General features: G+C 44.6%; 15 protein-coding genes and 1 riboswitch. Of the genes, 9 read left to right on the top strand and 6 right to left on the bottom strand.

The annotated features are described in order from the left end of the window. Positions 1 to 180: 180 nt before the first annotated feature. From exeM to katB, 5 genes are all read left to right on the top strand, one after another. Positions 181 to 2,793 carry an extracellular exonuclease ExeM gene (gene exeM, locus H9J30_RS03215; protein ID WP_240129641.1) on the top strand — a complete coding sequence of 871 codons (2,613 nt, stop codon included), beginning with the start codon at positions 181 to 183 and terminating at the stop codon, positions 2,791 to 2,793. 137 nt (positions 2,794 to 2,930) lie between these two features. Then, positions 2,931 to 3,386: a hypothetical protein gene (locus H9J30_RS03210; protein ID WP_240129640.1), complete on the top strand. Its 456-nt coding sequence runs from the start codon at positions 2,931 to 2,933 to the stop codon at positions 3,384 to 3,386. Between the two features lie 108 nt (positions 3,387 to 3,494). After that, positions 3,495 to 3,932: a PaaI family thioesterase gene (locus H9J30_RS03205; RefSeq protein WP_240129639.1), complete on the top strand. Its 438-nt coding sequence runs from the start codon at positions 3,495 to 3,497 to the stop codon at positions 3,930 to 3,932. A 53-nt stretch (positions 3,933 to 3,985) separates the two neighbouring features. Continuing rightward, positions 3,986 to 4,222: a hypothetical protein gene (locus tag H9J30_RS03200; RefSeq protein WP_240129638.1), complete on the top strand. Its 237-nt coding sequence runs from the start codon at positions 3,986 to 3,988 to the stop codon at positions 4,220 to 4,222. A gap of 417 nt (positions 4,223 to 4,639) precedes the next feature. Then, complete coding sequence (gene katB / locus H9J30_RS03195; protein WP_240129637.1) at positions 4,640 to 6,100, top strand: catalase KatB; 1,461 nt, start codon at positions 4,640 to 4,642, stop codon at positions 6,098 to 6,100. Between the two features lie 79 nt (positions 6,101 to 6,179). Here the strand turns inward: katB and H9J30_RS03190 are convergent, their stop codons facing one another. Continuing rightward, a complete protein-coding gene (locus H9J30_RS03190; protein ID WP_240129636.1) occupies positions 6,180 to 6,734 on the bottom strand; it encodes a TMEM165/GDT1 family protein in 555 nt (184 codons plus the stop codon). A 405-nt stretch (positions 6,735 to 7,139) separates the two neighbouring features. Further along, positions 7,140 to 7,233: riboswitch (cyclic di-GMP riboswitch) on the top strand. 127 nt (positions 7,234 to 7,360) lie between these two features. Between H9J30_RS03190 and gbpA the strand changes: the two genes are divergently transcribed. From gbpA to H9J30_RS03175, 3 genes are all read left to right on the top strand, one after another. Beyond that, entirely contained in the window at positions 7,361 to 8,836 is a 1,476-nt protein-coding gene (gene gbpA, locus H9J30_RS03185; RefSeq protein ID WP_240129635.1) for an N-acetylglucosamine-binding protein GbpA, read from the top strand. Between the two features lie 778 nt (positions 8,837 to 9,614). Beyond that, positions 9,615 to 10,790: an aromatic amino acid transport family protein gene (locus H9J30_RS03180; protein WP_240130063.1), complete on the top strand. Its 1,176-nt coding sequence runs from the start codon at positions 9,615 to 9,617 to the stop codon at positions 10,788 to 10,790. Between the two features lie 218 nt (positions 10,791 to 11,008). Then, entirely contained in the window at positions 11,009 to 13,165 is a 2,157-nt protein-coding gene (locus H9J30_RS03175; protein ID WP_240129634.1) for a S46 family peptidase, read from the top strand. 147 nt (positions 13,166 to 13,312) lie between these two features. On the opposite strand, the gene H9J30_RS03170 is transcribed toward H9J30_RS03175, so the two are convergent. From H9J30_RS03170 to H9J30_RS03150, 5 genes are all read right to left on the bottom strand, one after another. Further along, positions 13,313 to 14,911, bottom strand: a complete 1,599-nt coding sequence (locus H9J30_RS03170; protein WP_240129633.1) for a methyl-accepting chemotaxis protein — start codon at positions 14,909 to 14,911, stop codon at positions 13,313 to 13,315. Between the two features lie 73 nt (positions 14,912 to 14,984). Beyond that, positions 14,985 to 16,091 (bottom strand): carbohydrate porin, encoded by a 1,107-nt coding sequence (locus tag H9J30_RS03165; RefSeq protein WP_240129632.1) that lies wholly within the window; start codon positions 16,089 to 16,091, stop codon positions 14,985 to 14,987. Between the two features lie 264 nt (positions 16,092 to 16,355). Then, entirely contained in the window at positions 16,356 to 17,099 is a 744-nt protein-coding gene (locus tag H9J30_RS03160; protein ID WP_240129631.1) for a 23S rRNA pseudouridine(2604) synthase RluF, read from the bottom strand. A gap of 11 nt (positions 17,100 to 17,110) precedes the next feature. Then, positions 17,111 to 17,806, bottom strand: a complete 696-nt coding sequence (locus H9J30_RS03155; protein WP_240129630.1) for a hypothetical protein — start codon at positions 17,804 to 17,806, stop codon at positions 17,111 to 17,113. 202 nt (positions 17,807 to 18,008) lie between these two features. Beyond that, the gene (locus tag H9J30_RS03150) at positions 18,009 to 19,346 is read right to left on the bottom strand and encodes a Na+/H+ antiporter NhaC family protein (protein WP_240129629.1); all 1,338 of its coding nucleotides are present in this window, start codon (positions 19,344 to 19,346) and stop codon (positions 18,009 to 18,011) included. Between the two features lie 807 nt (positions 19,347 to 20,153). Between H9J30_RS03150 and H9J30_RS03145 the strand changes: the two genes are divergently transcribed. Then, a complete protein-coding gene (locus H9J30_RS03145) occupies positions 20,154 to 20,993 on the top strand; it encodes an FAD:protein FMN transferase (protein ID WP_240129628.1) in 840 nt (279 codons plus the stop codon). Positions 20,994 to 21,164: the final 171 nt, after the last annotated feature.

Genomic DNA, 21,164 nt, shown 5'->3' with positions numbered 1-21,164 from the left:
TTTGCCTTATGCCACTGTTCTGAATATAAGACAATTTAACCCGTAAAATTTCATTTCCATCAATATCTTATGCGTGCATAGTGAGATCTTGCCCCCTTTTTTTAGCCCTGCAACTCTGGAATAATCCGCTCGCACGTTAATAAAAATTAGCGGCAATATTATAATAATGGGGTTGTTGATATGGAAAATGTTAATAAGTTAACAGCTATTTCTTTAGCTGTAGCCGCGGCTTTGCCTATGATGGCAAACGCTAATGTAATGATCACTGAGTATGTTGAAGGTAGCTCAAATAACAAAGCGATTGAATTATATAACAGTGGCAATACAGCAATAGATCTTACTGGTTATAAACTCGTTCGTTATAAAGATGGCGCCACCGATGCGGCAGATATGCAAGTGTTAGATGGACAAAGCATCGCAGCTAAAGCCACTAAAGTCATTCTCAATTCAAGTGGTGTTATTACTCTGCCTCAAGGCGTTGATAGTTTTTCTGGTACCTTAAGTTTTAACGGTGGCGATGCGGTTGCCTTAGTTAAAGATGGTGCGGTTGTCGATATTATTGGTGACGTGCCAACTCCTGTGGGTTGGGGGCTTGATGTTACCCTTAAGCGCAAGCTTGACTCATTAGTGGCAAATACTGTCTTCAATCCTGGCCAGTGGGAACAATTACCTAAAGATACTTTCACAGGTCTTGGCTCACTGGATACCCCAACTAAGCCTGAAACACCTGCATTTAGCTGCAGCGGTGCAAAAATTGTCCCAATTTACCAAGTTCAAGGTGCGGGAGAGTCTAGCCCTTATGTGCCAGCTGGCGCATTCGAGTCTGAAAGCGAAGTCACCGTTCGCGGTGTCGTCACTGCCCGTGGTGAGAATTTATTTAAAGGTTTTTATCTGCAAGAAGTGAAGGGTGATAACTCGCCATACACTTCCGATGGCGTATTTGTGTTTTTAGGTGAAACGCCACCCGCAGCGATTCAGCCTGGGGTTGAAATTTGTGTTCAGGGTAAGGTGAAGGAATACTTCGGCTTGACTCAAATTGATATCAAAACCGATAAGAAATTTGAAGTTGGCACTAAGGGCGAAATCCCTGTCGCCGCACCTTTCTATGTAGCAGAAGGTGAAACTTTGGCTCAGGCATTAGAGCGTTTTGAAGGGATGAATGTACTATTGGATGCGGGCAGCGATTTGAAGATCAGTCGTACCTTTAGCTACGACTACGCGGGTAAGCGCAATAACATGTTGGTGTCATACAAAGCACCCCTGATGAAGCCGACCCAGTTATATCCAGCGCTTTCTGCCGAGGCGACGGCATTAGCTAAATCAAACCGCGAGAATCAGCTGTTTATTGAATCCGATTACAAGCCTGCGGATGGCGTTATTCCTTACTTCCCTGATTTTAACGCCGAAACAGGTTATATCCGCGTGGGCGATCAACTAACAAATCTGCAAGGTGTGGTTGGCTACAGCTACGGTGCTTACCGTTTAGTGGCAACTAATACTATTACTGCAGGCGATTTTATCCGTGGCGATGATAGAACCGATGAACCCAGCGTGGCCACCAAAGGCGATATTCGTGTGGCCAGTTTTAACGTGCTTAACTTCTTCAACGATGTTGTAGGCGGCGATACTAACCCATCAGGTGGTAATCGCGGCGCATTGACCGAAGAAGAAATGCTACTACAACGCACAAAAATCGTCAGTGCGATTACCGCCATGAATGCCGATATCGTTGGCTTGATGGAAATTGCTAACAACGGTTTTGGCGAAAAGAGCGCGATTAAGAACTTGGTCGATGCCTTAAACGAGAAGCAAACCACAGAAAACGCTTACAGCTATATTCAAATCGACGACAAAGATAAATACGACGGTAAGTACTTTGGTAGCGATGCCATTACCGTTGGTATGCTTTATCGTGCTGGTAAAGTAAGCCTTGCGGGGGCGGCTCGTACTATTGAAACCCCAGAGCAACATGCGAGTGCGGGCAGTGTGACTCGTATTAAAGATGGCAAGACTGAGACTAACCCTGGCAATGATGCTTACCAACGTCATAGCTTAGCGCAAACCTTTAATATCCATGATCAAAGCTTAACCGTTGTTGTTAACCATCTTAAATCAAAAGGCTCAGGCTGTTTGGAGGATTGGGTTAACTTCGAAGAGTCTGTTGATCCTGCTGATCAACAGGGTAAGTGTAATGCTTTCCGCGTGTCAGCAGCGAAAGTGTTAGGTGAAGCATTAAAAGACGTGAAAGGCGATTTACTGGTTATAGGCGATATGAATGCCTACGGCATGGAAGATCCTCTGCGCGTATTGACTGACTTCGATGCCAGCAAGTCTGATCGCGCTATCAAGACAGCCTCTTGGACCACCTTAAATGGCAAAGTGTTTGAACGCCAAGGCAGCAAGATTGAAAAAGGTTATGGTCTTATCAATCTCAATACTAAAGCTCACGGTACTGGCACTTACTCATACAGCTACAATGGTGAGTTAGGCAACCTCGACCATGCCTTGGCAAACACTAGTCTTGCCAAGCGTTTAGTGGATATCGAAGATTGGCATATCAACTCGGTAGAATCTAGCCTGTTCGAATACGGCAAAAAATTCACAGGCAATCTTGCCAAATCTGAGAATGCGTTTTCTGCTTCAGACCATGACCCTGTGATTGTGGCGTTAAGTTATCCAGCACCTGTGGTGCCACCAAAACCGCAGCCGACGCCAAAGGATGATGGTGGTACGCTAGGTTATTTAGGCTTAGCCTTGTTATCGCTATTTGGATTACAGCGTCGTCGCCGTTAATGGACAGTTCGGACTTTCACGACTAAGTTTGTGAGCTAAACTCAAAGCTAAGGGATGGTTTGCCATCCCTCTTTTATGGTGCTGGTTTAGTTGAGCTTTCATAGTGTTTGATGGGTGTGAGTCCAACGGAGAAAAAGATGACAGCGAATGGGATTAATCATACAACCGGTGCAGTTAAGGCACCATTGTGGTTTTATTTTGTCGCAGTAGTTAGCTTAATTTGGAATATCACGGGGTTGTTGGCCTTTGTGCTCGAAATGAGCATGACACCAGACACGATGGCGCAAATGAGTCCTGAGCAGATAAAACTCTACGAATCTACCCCGACATGGCTCAACCTTGTGTTTGGATTTGCGGTGGTTTCTGGGGTTATAGGTTGTTTGTTAATCCTTATTAAAAAAGCTTTTTCTTATAAAGTCTTACTTGCTTCCTTTGTTGCAGTAATAGTGCAAATGGGTTACGTGTTTGGTATTCAACAGGCTGTATCAGTATTAGGTAGCGACGCTTTGGTGATGCCAAGTGTGGTGATCCTTTGGGGTATTTTCTTGGTCTGGCTGAGTCGTTTTGCAGTTACAAAACACTGGCTAACTTAGGTGTAGCGTCTTCTTGGCATCGGTGACAGATTAAGCGACTGCTTATGTGTTGAACTTCAGTCACTTCTTAGTAAACTGCTAGCTGGTTTTCTTTACTAGGATGTTGAAATGAGTATTTGGTTTAGACCGGTAAGCTTAGAAGATTGTGCGCGTTTAGATGCTGGAATGGGCGGCAAAGGCACCTTGATGCAGACCCTAGGGATTGAGATCTGCGAGATTGGCGATGACTATATGAAGGCCACAATGCCTGCAACCCCTGCGGTGCATAATCCTTTGGGCATTGTACACGGTGGTGCGAATGTGGCATTAGCCGAAACTGTGGCCAGTTATGCCGCGAATTTTGCGGTGGATTTTGAGCAATACTATTGTGTAGGACAAGAGATTAACGCCAACCATTTGCGTGCTTCACGTAATGGCGTGCTAACCGCAACGGCCAAACCCATTCATTTGGGTAAGCGTAGCTCGGTATGGGAAATCTTAATCCATAACAGTGCAGGGGAGTTGACCTGTATTTCACGGATGACGGCAGCGGTAGTCAAACGCTAGTGTGGATTAACCAACCTGTTTCACTGGAATAAATCAATAAAGAAGGTTGTGATATGGATAGTGCAATGATTTGGGAATGGGTTGGTTATTTGGCGTCGGTGGTAGTGGCTATCTCTTTGATGATGTCTGACATCAAAAAATTACGTTGGTTGAATTTGTTTGGAGCGATGCTTTTTGTTGCCTATGGGATGGCGATACAGGCTTATCCCGTTGCTGCAGTTAACTTTTTTATTGTACTGATTGATTTGTACTACTTGATAAAAATTTATCGAGAATCCTCTTCATCGTAATAACCCTATTGATTGAGTTTTGTACGCTAGTGGCATGCTAGTATGAGGCCACTAGCGCACCTGAGTCGCTTTATGAAAAGTATCCTGAGTGTTAAGTACTCGAACTAAATTGATTACAACTTTATAAATTTCTTTTGTATCAAAGTTTTACATTTACAGCGTTAGGTCTCAATTACTAAAGTTGCCTGTGTGATTTTGCTCACGCCCTGATTATAGTCCTGCCTTGTGCCATATCGAGCGGTTTTAATCTTTAAAGTAGATTGTAAGAATCTAGTTTAATCGTTTTATAAGATTTTCTTATTCCCTTATGCTTTATTCATCGACAACAGGTCGTCAGCCAAGGGAGACCAACCATGGCCACTCTTCATGATTTAATTGAACTCTGGTTAGCGAATAACCAGAAATAAGGAGCAGGATATGAGTCAACAGTATTTAACCAGCCAGAGCGGTTCCCCCATTGCAGACGATCAAAACTCGTTGTCTGCGGGAGAACGTGGTCCTTTACTCCTCCAAGATTGGCATTTAATTGAAAAGCTAGCTCATTTTAACCGTGAGCGCATTCCTGAGCGTGTGGTACATGCTAAAGGGACAGGGGTTTACGGGACTTTTACTCTGACCAAAGACTTAAGCGAATACACCATTGCCGATCACTTCAATGGTGTGGGTAAGCAAACTGAAACTTTCGTGCGTTTCTCCACCGTTGGCGGTGAAATGGGCTCTGCCGATGCCGAGCGTGATCCACGTGGTTTTGGTCTGCGCTTCTATACCGCTCGTGGTAATCACGACATCGTAGGTAACAACACGCCGACCTTCTTCCTGCGTGATGGTATCAAGTTCCCAGACTTTATCCATACCCAAAAGCGTAACCCATTGACTAACCTTAAAGATCCACAAGCAATGTGGGACTTTTGGTCGCTCAACCCTGAAGCTATGCATCAGGTGACAATTTTGATGTCAGACCGAGGTATTCCGGCAAACTATCGCCAAATGCACGGTTATGGTTCGCATACTTTCTCTTTTTGGAATGCTAAAGGCGAGCGTTTCTGGGTGAAGTTTCACTTTAAATCGCTGCAAGGCGTAGTGAACTTAACCAACGAGCAAGCCGATAAGTTAAAGGGTATCGACCCTGATTCATCCCAGCGCGATATGGTAGTGGCTGTGACCGACGGTAATTTCCCACGTTGGACGGTGAATGTGCAGATCATGCCTGAGGCCGATGCTAATACTTACCATATCAATCCGTTTGATTTAACTAAGGTTTGGCCACATGGCGATTATCCGTTAATTGAGATTGGTGTATTAGAACTGAACCGTTTACCGCAAAACTACTTTGCGGAAGTGGAGCAAGTGGCCTTAGCACCGAGCAACTTAGTACCTGGTGTGGGTGCATCGCCAGATAAGATGTTACAAGCGCGTCTGTTTGCCTATGCCGATGCGCAGCGTTATCGTATTGGCGCGAACTACAACCAATTGCCAGTTAACTGCCCACATGCGGCTAGAGCTAACCATCATCAACGTGCTGGCGCTATGGCGGGAACTCAATGCCCTTACAATGGCAGCCAAACAGGTGGCGATGCTTCTGCCAACTATGGCCCCAATAGCACGGCGGGTGCTTTGGTAGAACCGACAAACTTTGCCGAGCCACCACTGCGTTTAGAGGGCGAGGCGGCACGTTACAGCCGTTACAGTCAGGATGATTACACCCAAGCGGGTAATTTGTACCGCATTTTCAGCGAAGATGAAAAAGAGCGCTTAGTGGCAACCATCTCAGGTTCGTTGCGTCAGGCAAGCATGGATGTACAGCAACGTATGCTGGCACATTTCCAAAAAGCTGATGCAGATTACGGCAAACGGATCAAAACGGCGCTGGGGTTATAATTTAAGCGGTTAATCCAATCAAAAAGGCCTGTCAAATCACAGGCCTTTTAATTTATTTAAATTCAATCAATTGGTTGAATTAATAGATTAAGGTTGCGACCCCGAGTAGGGCAAACAAAATTGCGCAGCCCCTGTGGATCCACTTCATCGGTAATTTTTCGGCGCTAAAGTGCCCAGCAATAACTATAGGGACGTTCGCCAGTAACATACCTAAGGTAGTACCTGCCACCACCATGGCTAATGCATCGTATTTTGCTGATAACACTACTGTGGCAATTTGGGTTTTGTCGCCCATTTCGGCAATAAAGAACAGAATAAAGGTCGCGACAAAAGGCCCCATCTTATAAAACCGACTTTCTTCAGCATCGACTTTATCGGGGATTAACACCCAAAGGGCAATCGCGAAGAAGGAGGCGGCCACTAAATAACGTGCAACATCAGGGGTGACCCAGTTTATCGCCCATTGGCCAAGCCAAGCGGCGGCAAAATGGTTAAACAGGGTTGACAGGAAAATACCTAAAATAATCGCGGTTTTATTTTTAAATCTTGCGGCAAGTAATAGGGCAAGTAGTTGAGTTTTATCGCCAATCTCGGCAATAGCAACCGTAAAGGTTGAGGCGAGTAACGCTTCCAAGTGTGATCCTTTTAGGGGTGGTATTTGACATAAGCACAATAGACCGTCCACCCCTAGGTGCGGTTATTGTGCTCAGGTCTTGCAAGACAAATCAATGATTTGCTGTGAACACCATGGCATGCGGCCAAGTATGTTGACGTTCACCCTAGAGATCGATGGCTCGAAATCCAGTTAGCTACTCCCCCGAAGCGAGACGGGCATTATACCCAAGTAGCGTTCCGTTTCAAGATTAAACTTAGCAAGCGTTAAAGCATAAAATCTGACAGGTGCCAAAAAAATACCGCTGAACATTCTGTAATTAATTGAATTGTAATGATTTATTTTTTGACAACGTTGTCTTTTGTTGTTAGGTTAGCCGGGTCTCAGTATTTGAGTTACATCCTGTTAACTTAATCAATTGAGATATACCGTATTGGGCAAACTAATTGAAAAATTAGGACGCAAAGCCTCCGGTCTAAGGTTGTAAAGGGATGTTAACTAAGATAGCGGGGTTGCTTTAGGATTCATTGAATATATTGAATTCTATGAAAAATAAATAGCTTTGCTAAACGCTGTTTTGCCTAAATACCACTTTTATACCAATGCCAATCTTGTATCTAAATAGGCACCCTACGGAGTACATTAAAGTGGAACATTTAACTGTTTTTTCTCAATCAATTATCCCAAAACTCACCTTCTCTAAACTCTCTCAGTTAAGCCTAGTAACCTTGGCTTTAGCTGCTGGCAGTACGTTGGTGAGCCAAACGGCATCGGCCCATGGTTATGTCGTATCGCCAGAGTCTCGCTCTTACGCCTGTAAAACGGGCAGTAATGTCAACTGTGGCGCGGTTCAGTGGGAGCCGCAAAGTGTTGAAGGTCCTTCTGGATTCCCTGAATCTGGCCCAGCAGACGGTAAAATTGCCAGTGCGGCGAATGGGGCGTTTTCTCCTTTGGATGAACAGAGTCCAAGTCGTTGGTCTAAGCGCGATATCAAATCGGGCTGGAATGACTTTAGCTGGCAGTTTACTGCCAACCATGTGACCCGTAATTGGCGCTACTATTTAACTCGCCAAGGTTGGGATCAAAATCAAGCTCTGAGCCGCGCCAGCTTTGACTTGGCACCATTTTGTGTGATCGATGGTGGCATGGTGCAACCGCCGAAGTTAGTGACGCATAATTGCTATGTCCCAGAAGGCAGAAGTGGTTATCACGTGATTTTGGCAGTGTGGGAAGTGGGTGATACTACCAACAGCTTTTACAATGCGATTGACGTGAACTTTAGCTCTGGCGCTGTTGTGCCCGGAGAATGGACCGATATTGGTGATATCAATCCATCCCTCGATCTTAAGGCGGGTGATAAGGTGATGACGCGGGTGTTTGATGCCAATGGTGAGCAAAGCGCCAAGCAAACCCAAATTACGATTGCCGATGCCACCCAAGGCGCTAAGCAAAATTGGCCATTCCTATTAGCCAGCGCCATTAATGCTCAGCAACCCCAACTTAAAGCGGGGCAGAAGAATGCGGCTGGCGTGATTTCACCTGTGTATGGCAAAAATGAAATTTTTGCTGCACCTAAGTCGGGCTTAGAACGGGTGGAGGTGAGCTTTGATATAGCGCCAGCACCGGGTAATCAGCTTAATGTCACCTCCTTAGCCGATGATTACACCATTGTTGATGGCGCGGCGCAGGTCAGCTTTGATGTTAGCACGAATGCAGATATGCAGGTTTCGGCCTACCTGTTTAGCCACGATGGCACTGCGGCAGGCTACGTGACTCAGGCAGTAAATAATACCAGCGCGAGTTTAGTGCTTGATGTTGTTGCACCTAAGGCGGGGCATTATCACTTGCAAGTAAAAGCAGAGCCGAAACAAGGTGAAGTTATCCAGCAAAACTTTGATCTTTTCCTTAAAGAGCAAACCACCGCTCCGGATGCTGATTTTATCTTCCCTGAGGGGATCAAAAGCTATGTTGCGGGCACTAAAGTACTACAACCTAAAACGGGTAAGGTCTATCAGTGCAAACCTTGGCCCTACAATGGTTATTGTGTGCAATGGTCGCAAACTGCTACCGGATTCGAACCTGGCGTAGGTAGCTCTTGGACCATGGCTTGGACTGAGCTGTAATTTAATATCTGATTGTTAAATTCATCAGATTGGGCTTAAACATATGGATTGTGTTTAAGCCCATCATCGGATTGCCCTTGTGTCGCAAAGGCTAATGTTATCTTGAGGTGATTTATATAACTTCGGCTCGGGATAATAAATGTATATCTAACTGCTCGTTGCACCGCTTACAGCGTTGAATTAACTTGCAATAGGCTCGCTATTATGACGCTAAATTCGCTTTGTTATCACCGCAAAATGGAAGTTTGAAGGTAACAACTTGAATTTTTACTGTGTTGATTGCAATTATTCATTTCTTAACCTGAGTAGAGGTTACATAGTGCATTTGGCGTATTTTTCACAAAGGTAGCGATTTTGTTGGCTTGTGTGTTTTCGTTTATCACTGCGCTATTGAGTTGTTACCATTTGGCGCACCTTCTATCTTTGTTCACAACTGGCTTGCCCGCTGGGATTGGCTCTGTTAATGTCCCTAGCTATCTTCTATCACGCGCGTTGTCGCTGTTTTGCTAAGGCAATCACGGTTGAAATTAATGTCACTTTTTTGCAAACGATTTAGTTAGCCTCAATGGCGACTGGGTTGAAATATTCAAAAGCTATTGGGGCCAATTGATCTGCTCTTTGAGATCGGATTGGATGCTTTAAGTTTAGTGACGCTTTTCGTTTGAGAATGCAGTTAGCTTAATCACAGAGTGCGCAAGGCTTTATCCTTCAAATCTACTCAAAAAACCTTAAAAAATAATAATTAATACTTGAACAGGATAATTGTGTGAATTCAAAAATGTTAGGCTCGATAGCCATTGTTGCAGGGACCGCTATTGGCGCGGGAATGTTAGCCTTACCGCTCGCTACGGCGGCCTTAGGTATGGTACCTGCTATTTTGTTGATGGTAGTGATTTGGGGGCTGTCAGCCTATACCTCATTGTTAATGCTTGAGATTAATCTTCGTTCTGGCGTGGGCGATAATGTCCATGCGATTACGGGCAAATTACTCGGCAAGAAAGGCCAGATAGTGCAGGGGGCATCATTTTTGAGCCTGCTGGTTGCTTTAACAGCTGCTTATCTAACCGGGGGCTCGTCCCTATTGGTGCTTAAAGCCCAAAATATGTTCGACATAGTGTTAGATAACCAAGTTGCGGTGGTGTTATTTACCTTAGTGCTCGGCGGTTTTGCTGCGTTAGGGGTGGCTTGGGTTGATAAAGTGTCACGTTTTTTATTTTCGTTGATGATTCTATTGCTCATTGTCGTGGTGCTGTTTCTATTACCTGAAGTGAGTATCGCCAGTATGGCAACCAGTGCAGTGGCGCAATCCTTGACCAGTAGTTGGATGGCGGCTATCCCTGTGGTATTTACTTCCTTTGGCTTTCATGTCTGTATCGCGACCTTAGTACGTTATTTAGATGGCGATACCGTGTCTCTGCGCAAGGTGTTATTGATTGGCTCGACCATTCCGCTAGCCTGTTATATCTTCTGGTTATTGGTGACCTTAGGTACGGTAGGCGGTAGCGAAATTAATGGCTTCAATGGTTCTTTACCTGCGCTTATCAGTGCTTTACAAGAGATTGCCCACACGCCTTTGATCAGCAAATGTATTTCTCTGTTTGCTGATTTAGCCTTAATCACTTCTTTCCTTGGCGTTACCTTAAGCCTATACGATTTTGTGGCTGAGTTAACTCGTGCCAAGAAGACCTTCGTCGGTCGGGCGCAAACCTGGTTATTAACCTTTGTGCCACCGCTGTTATGCGCACTTTATGTGCCAGAAGGCTTTGTTGCCGTATTAGGTTTTGCCGCTGTGCCATTGGTGGTGATGATTATCTTCTTGCCAATTGCGATGGCCCTGCGTCAGCGTCAAATACAGCCTCAAGGATATCAGGTTGTAGGCGGCACATTTGCGCTCGGTCTTGCCGGGATCTTGGGGGCTATTATTATTGGTGCTCAGTTATTTGTCGCACTCTAAATGAGAGTAATTTAGCGTACTTAAGTAGGTAAATGATGATTAATGTATTTGCTTTGTAAGCGAATTTTTCTGAGTCTGTTATAAAGTGCGTGCGATATGCTAAAGTCAGGCCCTGTGCCTGACTTTTTACTTTCTGGGTGTCGGGTAATAGATCCACATAATACTTAGAAATGGCCTCGCAAGCGCTCGGCTTTCTTCACCAAAACGGACTTAACACAATGAAAAAATGGTTACTCTCAGTTGCCGTGGCTGCAAGTTTTGCTTCCCATGCCGACGAAGGCATGTGGCAGCCCCATCAGTTGCCAGCCATGGCTGACGTACTCAAAGCGAAAGGCTTAGAAATTGATGCTAAATCAATTTCTAAGCTCACCGAATTCCCGATGAATGCCGTGATTAGTCTCGGTGGCTGTACGGCATCTTTTGTATCGCCAAAAGGCTTAGTGGTGACGAACCATCACTGTGCCTATGGTTCGATTCAATACAATTCTACTCCTGAGAAAAACCTCCTTCAGGACGGTTTTTTAGCTAAAACCTTTGCCGATGAATTGCCCGCAGCCCCAGGCTCACGCGTGTATGTGACTGAAGATGTCACCAATGTTACTGAGCGCGTTAAAGCTGGGCTAGAAAACAAAACCGGCCGTGAGTTTTATCAAGGGATTGAAAACCAAGAGAAAGCCCTTGTTGCCGAGTGTGAAAAAGACGAAGGCTATCGTTGCCAGGTGTATAGCTTCCACGGTGGCTTGGAATACTATCTGGTTAAACAGCTAGAAATCCGCGACGTGCGTTTAGTCTACAATCCAGCGGGCAGTGTGGGTAAATACGGTGGCGATATCGATAACTGGATGTGGCCACGTCATACGGGCGACTATTCTTTCTATCGCGCTTATGTGTCTAAAAATGGTAAACCTGCAGAATTTAGCGCTGACAACGTGCCCTACGAGCCAAAGAGTTTCTTAAAAGTCTCTGCCAAAGGCGTGAGCGAAGGTGACTTTGTGATGGTGGCGGGTTACCCCGGCCGTACTAATCGCTATCGCACCGCGACTGAAGTTCAAAATGAGTTTGAGTGGGCTTATCCCGAAGGCAAAATGCTGCGTGAACGCTTTATTGAAATCATTAAAGAAACTGCGACAGAGGGCAGTGACGAGCGGATTAAGTATGAGAGTCAAATTGCAGGTCTGGCCAATTATGCTAAAAACTTCACTTCGATGATCGAGTTTTACGGTAAATCGACCATGTTGGCCGACCGTAAAGCCCTTGAAGCGAAACTTGCTGAGTGGATCGCTAAAGACAGCAGCCGTGAGGCGAAATACGGTAAAACCTTAGCCGAATTAGATGCCTTGATTGCCAAGAGCAAAGCCCATCAAGAGCGGGATATGATTTTAAGCTACATCAGTAGCACCACTATGCTACCAACGGCGACGAATCTGTACCGTTTAGCCCATGAGAAGCAGCTGCCAGATATGCAGCGCGAACCCGGCTTCCAAGACCGTGATATGACTCGCTTTAAAGCAAGTATGGAACGTATTGACCGCCGTTATGCCGCGAGCGTCGATAAGGCCGTACTCTTAGATATGCTCAAACGTTATGCCGCGTTACCTGAAGCGCAGCGTTTACCTGCGATGGATAAAGCGTTTGGTATCGATAATAAGGTTAACGAAGCTAAGCTTGCTAAAACCTTAGATAAAATGTACGCCAAAACCGAACTTGGCAATAAAGATGTGCGTTTAGCTTGGATGGAAAAATCCGTCGACGACTTTAAAGCCTCTAAGGATCCTTTTATTCAATTCGCGGTAGCCATGTATGACACCAATATGAGCGAAGAGAAGAAAGAAAAAGAATTAGACGGCGAGCTGATGAAAGTGCGTCCGCAATATATGGATGCCATCATTGCCTATAACCTTGAGCAAGGTAAACCCGTTTACGCCGATGCGAACTCTAGCCTGCGTGTCACTGTCGGCCACGTAAAAGGTTATTCGCCAAAAGATGGCTTAGTGGCTGTGCCATTCACTCGCCTTGAAGGCATAGTGCAAAAGGACACGGGTATTGATCCATTTGATGCGCCGAAACAACAGCTAGAGCTTATTAAGCAGAAGCAATACGGTGATTTTTATATGAAATCCATTGATTCTGTGCCAGTTAACTTCCTGTCGACCTTAGATACAACGGGCGGTAACTCTGGTTCACCTACCTTAAACGGTCGCGCCGAATTAGTCGGTTTGCTGTTCGATGGTGTGTATGAAAGCATTATCGGCGGTTGGGCATTTGATAACGAGATTAACCGCTCGATTCATGTCGATAGCCGTTATATGTTGTGGGTGATGAAATATTTGGATGGTGCCGACAATCTATTAGCTGAGATGGAAATCGTTAACTAATCCATCACGTCGTCGTGAATACTGTGGCTTAGAATGATTTAGATGAACCACATTTAAATTCAATTAGCACGTGGGAATTACAAGACAATAAAATAGCGATAGACTCATAATGGTTATCGCTATTTTTATTCCCAGAGCGCTGTAATTTTAGGTTCTAAATTGTTTTAGTAACCCCTCAATCATCTCCACTTGTTCTTCCAGATGTTGCTGTGATGTTTGTGCTAACTCTCCGGCTTGCTGATTTATTTTGGCTTGTTTTAAAATATTTGAAATGCTGTAAGTTATATGTGCCATCTCTTGTTTTTCATCTTCTGAAGCGCGGGCAATATCTCCATTCATGATTTTTATTTGATCAACAACGCGGATGATATCTGCAAACGCATCCGAAGTTTCTCCGATCCGTTCTTTTATCATTAACGCTTGCTGCTGTGCACTATTCATTACATCTACAGCTTTAGCTGAACCGGAAGATAAATTCGTGATGATGATTTCAATGGATTTGGTGGATTCCTGTGTCCTCGATGCAAGGTTGCGAACTTCGTCCGCGACCACCGCAAAACCGCGCCCAGTTTCCCCTGCACGCGCGGCTTCAATAGCCGCATTGAGTGCTAGCAAGTTGGTTTGCTCTGCGATACTTCGAATAACATCTAACATGGCGCTGATATTTTGACTGTCGGCAACCAAACTAGAAATAACTTGTGAGGCTTTATCAACCTCACTGGCCACGAGAGCGACTCCCTGTTGCGCCAAAACGACAATCTGATTACCTGTATAAGTGCTTGATACTGCTTGTTCAGAGGCTTTATTTGCACCCTCGGCGGAGTCACCTACTTGATTGAGGGAGTGAGAAATTTTTTCTACTGCATCTGCAACTTGCGTTATTTCTTGTAACTGTGCGCCAGCAACCTGCGAGCTAGTGGTAATGGACTGGCTTATTTGCGTGTTAGCGGCGATGAGAGAGTGATTACTGAGTTGGACTTTACTAATCAAGGCTTGTAATTTTTGTACAAACCCATTAAATGCGTCAGCTAAGCGTCCAACTTCAGTTTGTGCATTGGCATTAGGTAATCGTACTGTTAAATCACCAGACCCGATGCTTAAATCAGCCAACTTATCCGTTACTACCGCAATCGGGGTGAGTATTAATTTAATCGCCATGAAATACACAAATACAGCGACAAGCAAAGAGACGATAAAACCTAATATCAACATCATGTTCGCATTAGTTACTATGGTATCAATTTGGCTTGATTCACCCTCAACTTTACTATCTGCGGTTTCCTCTAAACTGGTGATAAATGCTAATAATTCACTTATTTGTTGATTAAATTGTTTAATATCGTTTTCTGATGCGTCTCCTGTTTTCAAGGCTGAAAATATGACTTCGCGGATATGATTAAAACTCTCTAAACGATGATTTAATGAGTTAACTTGCTGAGGCTCTATTAAGTTTTGTGATTTCATTCGATCTAAGGCTTCATTTGCGCCTTCAATAGCAGCGTTCAATTCTTGACGAGCACTGGCGAGATCAATTTGTTTTTGTTGTAAACGGTTAATAACAATAATTTGTTTTTCAAGTTCTATCTGCCCCTCCATGGCACCATCGGCCGTATTCCAAGCCGGACCTGTGATGTAGGTTAACATATTCGACATTTTTAATGTTGCAGAGTAGCCTATGTAGGTATTAATACCGATTGATATTAAAAATGCCACTAATCCTGCGATAATTGATTGTTTAATATTCATATGCTATCCCTAAAATCCTTAATAGATCCACAAACTTTAATTTCACAGCGTCATCTACGATTAATTTATTAGCTCAAAATTCAATATAGGCTCGTAATCCTACGGCGAATGCGTCATCTAGCTCTGATGACATACTGGGATTATCTATAGCGTACAAACTGGCTTGCATACTCACTGAAGATGTGACTGGACATAAATAACTCAGCTCTAAAATATTTTCATGGGAGAGTAAATCAGTATTTACGCTTAAGAATGGCGAACTATTTTGAGCAGAAGCATAGGCTAAACCAATGGTATCTTCTTCAAACCAAATATTATTTAGAGTGAACCCGATACCTAGATAGGATGCTAACTGATTTTTACTGGCATCAGCTCGTCCATATTGGAAAAATGCGGTTAATCTATTATTAATATTTTTTTCGCCAATAAAATAAAAACCGCTATTTGAATCACTGATATTGCCGTCAACGGGATTTTCTACTTCTGCAGAATGGTGCCATGCACCGATGGCAAATTTATAGGAATGTTCATTTTTTATTCCCCATTCAATGGCATTAAATAACCCATCAGATTGTTTAAATTTAATATGAGTGCCATGCGGATGCTCAGGATCGCCGGGAATGCCATCGTATGTCGCAAGTAAGAGATATTGATGTTCACCAACAAGTGTTAGTTGAACTCCTACCGCGGTTGTCGCAAAAATGGAAGGGCCTACTTGAGCGACTTCTGGACCAATACCAAAAGATGACGTTGTGAATAGTCCCGCAGATTCAAGTGTATAAAAGGTTGAGTTGTAATCATGCAGGCCTGCCAATAAATTAACCGCGCCATTTGCAAAACTATGCTCATACCACAATTCATAGAGTTTAAGATGATTATCGGTTTGAATATTCGAAATAGTTTGTAAGTCGCCAGTCAAATCAGAGGGCGCCTTTCCATAATTACCTAAGATATAAATAAAGATGTTGCCATTATTCGACCAATTGGTGGCTTGCGTATCGATCGCTAAGGTTAAATCCAAATTTGCGAGATTGCGTGTTCCCTCTGTGATCCCTCCTTTAAGATTGGTGACAGACTCGAGTGTAAGGGCATTCGACCAAGTATACGGGGAGTTTTCTTCCGCCATCGCATTCACAATCGTCAACTGCAACATTATGGTAAAAAAGCACTTTTTCAGCATAAGGCAAATCCATTCGCTTCATATGAATTAAAAGTATAGGTTGGATTGTAGAATATGCTGAAAAATGAGAAGGATGCTTATAAGCCTCGACTCGGTGTAATAAATGTCTATCAAACAGCTTGTTGCATCGCTTCCGGTGCTGAATTGATTTGTAATAGCCTTGCTATTGACGCGTAAATTTGCCTCGTCATCCGCGCAAAGTGCAAGTTTGAAGGCAATGAGTGTGTTTTCTTTGACTCCGCTAGAGGGCGGTAGACAAACTGCTTATATTATTGCTAAGGCGGCTTTTAGGGTTGTAATTTCTTCTCGTGTGAGTGGCCGCATATCTCCCTCTGTTAATGCTGCTTCAGTACAAGAGTATTCCGCCCCTCCTGCTAACCTTAGTGTCATTAACGCGATGCGTTGTAAGTCGATAACCTTATACCCTAAAGCGCTGGCCATACGCCGAATTTGCCGATTTAAGCCTTGGGTAAGTACGATTTCGAATTTGTCTTCACTGAGCCTGCAAACTTGGCAGGGAAGAGTGTGCACCTCTTTGTACTGTACGCCACTGGCCATTTGCGCGATAAACTCATCCGTGAAGGGTCTATCGAGCAAAACATGGTAGGTTTTACTGTGGGCAAAGCTGGGGTGCATCAGTTTATGGGTGAGTTCGCCATCGTTGGTGAGCAGTAATAACCCACGGGAATCCTTATCTAATCTGCCGACAGGGTAAAGTCTTGGTGTAGGCGGCAGAAGATGGAGCAAGCTGGATTTATCGCCTTCGAGCAAACGGCAATCGGTGCCGACGGCCTTATTTAATAGCCAATAGGCGAGCGCTTCAGTGCCTAGAATGGGTTCTTCGTCTAATAAAATACGATCAAGACATCGACCATCAGCATCAAGTAGGACTGGGTCGGTGTGTTTAGCAATCTTGCCATTAAGCGTGATGCGCCCAGCTTCAATCAAACGGCAGGCTTCACGGCGTGAACTGAGGCCACATTGGGCAAGGTACTTGGCTAAGCGCATATCTAGCTCAATTAAAACAGGCGGTGAATTTGGGCTCGATAATACAGGATTTTTGATAATCGTCGCATGGCAAATGCGAGGCTTAGGCACCATATAATATTGAGGTTGGTTTGTAGCCACATATTGGCACTGACTAAACAAAAGTGACTATTGGTTTCACAGGCTGGAAAATCCAGCTGGCGCCAATCCAGTTGTAAGCTCAGGCTAACTGCGCTGATAAAACTTAATAAGCTTAAGTAAAACAATGGTCTTGGACAAATCAGTTTAGGGACTATCCCTGCAATAATCACCAGCGCGTGTAAAGTGAGCGTGCCCAAGAGATAGCTGGTGGAAACCAGCCTGTGCATGGTTAAAAAGTTAATCGGGAAGATGCCCATCAAAATCACCGAGGTGCCAACCCAAGCCCCCGTTAGGGCAATATATTGGCTAAAGGTATCGAGTTTAAGTAAATGCAGCCCAGCCATGGAAAGCAATATGCAAATGCCTGCAGCTAATAATCCTAAATTAAACACATAGGCGAGGGGGGAGTGGATATAGTTCCCTAAAAAATCGGCGCGGATAAATAGGGCGCTAAGGCCTGTGGTCTGGTATTGCGCATAGAGGGCAACTATTACTCCTATAGCACTGAGCAGGGCAGCTCCCACAATCAACCAAGTGATTAGGCGATGTAAATCGTAAAAGTTGGGCTCATGCTGTCTTGGATTCATGTTGCTTTTAATGAATAGTGGTGTGGATTAAGGGCGCTATGGGGTAAAGCAAGGTCGAATAATCGGATGTAACTTGCCTGAATCCCAGCATGAAGGCAAGGATCCTATCGGGAGGGAAATTTAAAACCTGTAACACAAAGGGAGCCAAGGGCTCCCTTTGTGTTATGATGTTAGCAATAACACCTTGAGATGTTTACGTAAATTAGTGGCGCTTACGGAAAATCACAATCGCAATGGCTACAGCTGCGAGGATCATGCAATACCAAGCATGGGATACGGCCGCCAGCGGTGTGATGCTAAAGGTTGAAGCGATTAACAACGCTTGGGCTCCATAAGGAATTAACCCTTGGATAATACAAGCAAAAATATCAAGCACACTGGCCGCGCGCTTAGGGCTAACACCGTGTTTTTCCGCCAGATCTTTTGCAATATCACCAGTGACAACAATTGACACTGTATTGTTAGCCACGCAGCTATTGGTTACCGCCACAATCCCTGCCATGCCTAACTCTGCAGCGCGGCAAGAGGCTTCGCCTTGGGCTTTTGAGAAGCGAGTGATGAGCTTTTCAATCTGCTTGCTCACGAAGGCTAAACCGCCTTGTTGTTGCATGAGCGCCGCTAAACCACCCACTAACATCGACAGGATAAAAATCTCCTGCATATTGCTAAAGCCGGCGTAGATATCCTTACCAAATTGGATAACACCATAGTCCATGGTGATAAAGCCCGTCGCACCAGCAAGCAATATGCCTAAGGTTAAGACGACAAACACATTTAAGCCCGCGACCGCTAATACGAGGATCGTCAGATAAGGAATGACTTTGATAAAGTCGATTTTCTGAGCGGCTAACTCAGCTTGGCCTTGGCCTGCAATCACAAAAGCGACAAAGGTCAGCAGAGATGCGGGAATGGCAAAAATCAGATTCTCACGAAATTTATCTTTCATCTCACAGCCTTGGGTGCGAGTGGCTGCAATTGTGGTGTCCGAGATAATCGAAAGATTATCACCAAAAAGCGCACCTGACATTACGGCACCGGCCATCAGGGCGTAATCGATTTGCGCTTGGTCGGCTACCCCTAAGGCAATCGGCGCGACGGCTGCGATGGTGCCCATTGAGGTACCCATTGCTGTTGCGATAAAGGCTGCAATGACAAAAAAGCCGGGCAGCAATAAATTTGAGGGAATTAACGATAACCCTAGGGCTACGGTCGCATCAACACCGCCAGTGGCTTTCGCGACGGCAGCAAAGCCGCCTGCTAGTAAGTAAATCAAACACATGGCAATAATATTGCTGTGGCCAATGCCACCAATAAAGGTATCAATGGCTTGATTTAATTTCTGCTTTGATAGCACCAACGCCAGAATAATCGCTGGCATAATGGCAATCACACTCGGTAATTGATAGAAGGCAAAGTCCACACCTTGGCTTTGGAAATACACACCTGCGCCAATAAACAGACTTAAAAAAACAAATAATGGCAGCAGGGCAACAAATGACGCTGGGTTATTGGGTGCAGTGGTTTGGGCTGATTGACTCAATGTAATCTCTCTTTTACTCGGCGGTTTGCCTGCGTAATCCTTAGCAGTCAAACTCGCTTAAAATCTATGCCGCTTTGGCATCATGTCCTAGCAACTTGGTACCAAGCATATTGGATTGCCAATTTACTGTCAATCTAGACGTCTAGATGTTTTTACTTCCATTGTGATCTGTTCGTTAATAGGAGGTTTAAATCGTGGTTTGTGTAAAATTTTAGTTTTTAAAAACAGTCTATTATCACTAGGGGTGTTGACGTTTTAGGGGGATTTTTACAGCAATTTGGCTGGCTTTTATGCAAGGCAAAGTCCGTGCTGTGTAGTTATTCTACATAAACGGACGATAACGCAGCAGAAACGCCAGCCCAATACTGCCCGAAGGGTTCGTCTTGCAAGCCTTTGCTCTTACTTTCTGTCATAAGAGCCGCTCGTCATTTGAGTGGAATCACTACACATCATTCCTCGTTTCGCGAGCACAAGCTTGCCAGAACGAACAAAATTTAATCTCGAAACGTCAACACGCCCTAATGGTTTTACTGTTAGCCAATGTGCTCGCACGGACACATGAGTCATCTAGCTATATTTAATTATTTCTCTATCTGCTGCATATACAACTTAGCGCATCTTAATCAGGTGACTCAGTCGCCTTTTGCGTAGCGCTAACTGCTGATTAAGAGATGTCTGCCAGTTTTTCACGCTTTAACCTTGCGGAAATCCCTCGCGAGACAGACTCTGGCGACTATTGCTGTTAGATGTGATATACGGTAAAACGGTGATCTTTCATCCATATCCATTTAATAGTCAGCAATCAGAGTGATACGTAGAGCTAAGCCATTATTGGGCACATTAATAGAAATTGCCGTCGAATCCGTTGTTGAAGCATCCTCACCGTCAGCACTCGATGAGGAAGCTGCTCAAGCTGCAATTACCGCGGCTTTTTCTCGCATTACCCAAATTGGGCGTTTATTAAGTTTTCATCAGCAAGACAGTGAGTTAAATCTTTTAAACCGTCAGCCAGGTCAGTGGATCACCTTAAGCCAAGATAGCCTAAGAGTGTTCAAGTTAGCCAAATATTTCGGTAAAGCCAGTGACAACTTATTTAATTGCACCATTGGTGGCGAAATGATGTCTCGCGGGGCGTTACCTTGCTACCTTGGCATGCCGCTGCTTTTGCAGGGCGATTGGCAGGATATTGAAATTAGAGGTAACCAAGCACGGTTAGCTCGGCCATTAGTGGTGACTTTTGACGGTATAGCTAAAGGCTATGCAGTTGATATGGCAGTCAGAGAGTTACGTCGTGCGGGGGTGTCGGGTGGTTGGGTCAATGCGGGAGGGGACTTGAAGGTATTTGGTTCAGCTTCCTTAGATGTGCTTTGTCGAGGCTCGAATGGATTAAGCCAAAAGGTGACTGTGCGTAATATGGCACTGGCAAGCTCACGGGTTTCACAGCAATTGAGCTTAGGCTGCCCTGCATTACTATTACCGACTGGTAATGTCGATATCATTAGCTTTGATGCGTCTAATGAGCGGGTTGTCAGTGTTCAAGCGCCGTTTGCATGGCGAGCTGATGCACTCACTAAGGTGGCGGGTTATCTTTCTGCCGAAGCCGCTAAAGATAAAATCCAGCAACTCGGTGGCCAGTTAGTCTGCTAACCGTGATGTTTAAACGTGCCTTGTGTGCAGAGGTTTGTAACTCGCACTCCTATCGGCTTGTTTCATTTGAACTATTGTCTTAAATAAAAACGGGCTAACCTTTTTGGGTTTAGCCCGTTTGTCTATTTCAGCTTGAATAATTAGGGCGTAATGACGTTTCAGGGGTATTTT

Origin of the sequence: Shewanella cutis, assembly GCF_022410515.1 — a bacterium.
GTDB lineage: Bacteria > Pseudomonadota > Gammaproteobacteria > Enterobacterales > Shewanellaceae > Shewanella > Shewanella cutis.
This window is presented reverse-complemented; position numbering and strand designations above follow the sequence as displayed.